This window comes from Paenisporosarcina sp. P4_E4_2, assembly GCF_056401595.1.
The window spans coordinates 1-1,829 of the sequence record NZ_JBFUJC010000474.1; the positions used below are offsets into that span (position 1 = coordinate 1).

General features: G+C 33.8%; 1 protein-coding gene and 1 pseudogene. One reads left to right on the forward strand and one right to left on the reverse strand.

The features are described from left to right. Positions 1-344: 344 nt before the first annotated feature. A pseudogene (locus AC1DSB_RS18805) lies at positions 345-515 on the forward strand (IS110 family transposase); the annotation flags it as partial. A 71-nt stretch (positions 516-586) separates the two neighbouring features. Here the strand turns inward: AC1DSB_RS18805 and AC1DSB_RS18810 are convergent. Continuing rightward, a complete protein-coding gene (locus tag AC1DSB_RS18810; protein ID WP_477533205.1) occupies positions 587-1,699 on the reverse strand; it encodes a Ger(x)C family spore germination protein in 1,113 nt (370 codons plus the stop codon). Positions 1,700-1,829 lie beyond the last annotated feature (130 nt).

The window sequence follows — 1,829 nt, forward strand, 5'->3', positions numbered from 1 at the left end:
ACATTCCAATGAAAAGGTAAATGAGTGAGAATACAATTACTACCACAAACAGGCTTACAATTACTCTTTTTAATCTCTTTTGTGTTCTCTTTTCTCGAGATATCATCTATATTTCACCACGCTCTCCTCTACTAACAAATTATTACTATTAATCTGCTAACAATAATGATAAAGCTCGTAAATAAAGATGGGTTAAAGATGAGATAAATACTAAGGCAAGATTTGAATGAAGTTTACTTCGTCATAAATGATATGTAATAGAAGAGAAGTTGCATCTTAACTAAAGGGGCAGCATTCCTGTTAGAAAGATTGCCGGGGGCTTGCAAGAAAAAGAGGATTCAACGATGAAAGAAACTCAGAAGACAGAAGTAGTTATTGAAATTGAACCTACGGGTCACAGCTGGATGAATTTAGCTTATTTCCTAGACCAATATGGAATCCCACTCGTCATGGTCAATCCAATGCACGTCAAACGTTCGAAAGAACTGGATGATAATTTACCAACCAAACATGAGGAGGGGATGAGAGTTCCACAGTTACCAAGTCTCGAAATTCTTCGTTATTGAAAAATAAAAACAGGTAATGTCTAATAGACAGCACCTGTTTTTATAATACTTACATTAACTTTTGGCTCTATTTGAACATTTTTAAAATCTTCATCCCAATTCATTTTCTTCCATAAGTCAGGATGTGTATTAGCTAATCTCATTCCAATCCCAAATGCATCGCAATTTGCTTGTAAAAGAATAGCGATGACTTCCTTAGCCTGATTGGTTAATTCTACAGAAATTTCTTTATTTAATTTTTTTATATTTAAATCTTTATTGAGATTTTGTGGATAGGTATTCACTTCTATTTGGATGCTAATATCTATGATACAAGTTATATCTCCACTTGTTTTGTCTACCTTTATCTCCATGTTTCTTTTCATCTTCCGTGTAGAAAAAGCAATGGATCGATCTTCTTCACTCGCTTGATTTAGCATGAGTTCCATATTGTTCGTCTTTTTTAATTGATCGAGTAATAGTAATAATAAACTGCTTTGCTCCTTTGATAAGGTTTTTCCAGAAAACTTATCTCCATTAAAAAGGGCTACCCCAGCAATCGCAATTTTATCTGATTCTCCTTTTTCTAAATAGGGTAAGATAAAATCTTTGCCCGTAGTTTGAATGTTTGTCCATACAGTAAAAATAGTTTCTTCTGGTATTAAGGTAGATTCCTCTGCTCCTTCAATCGCTTGTAAAATAAAGAATGCAATCGGGCTTTTTTCTTTTTCTGAAGATATGATATCTTCTGCTTTACCTTTTGTAATCGCAATTTTGGCTACAATATTCGATTCTTTTCCTCGATAAAAAGGATCTAGTAATTGATGAATCCCATTTTGAGCCAATTCATCACCGATTAAAATAATATGTGCTTGACTGAAATCCACCTGCCCAGCTGTCATGCTATTAATATCGATTGCTAAACCCGCCAAAGTAGGTCTTTCAGCACTCACAAGTTCATCTTCAATTTCAAATTGTCCTCCTCCTTTACTTTTTATATTCAAGGCTCGAACTGTAGCGTGTATTTTGCCTTCTTCTGTTAAATCAAAACTGATTCCGTTTACGAGTGTTTTATTAACAAGCTGGTGTTGGTCCCAACAACCTGCCAAAAAGATATTTATGATTATCAAAATCAGTAAGAGTCTTTTTCTCAAGCTGTATCACCAGTTTCATGCTTTTTAAATATGATTGACAGAATTAATAGGAGAGCTGGAATGACAAAGACAACGGCATAACTTAAATAAGAAACAAATTTGTTAAAAAGAAACGTGACTTCATCAGTAT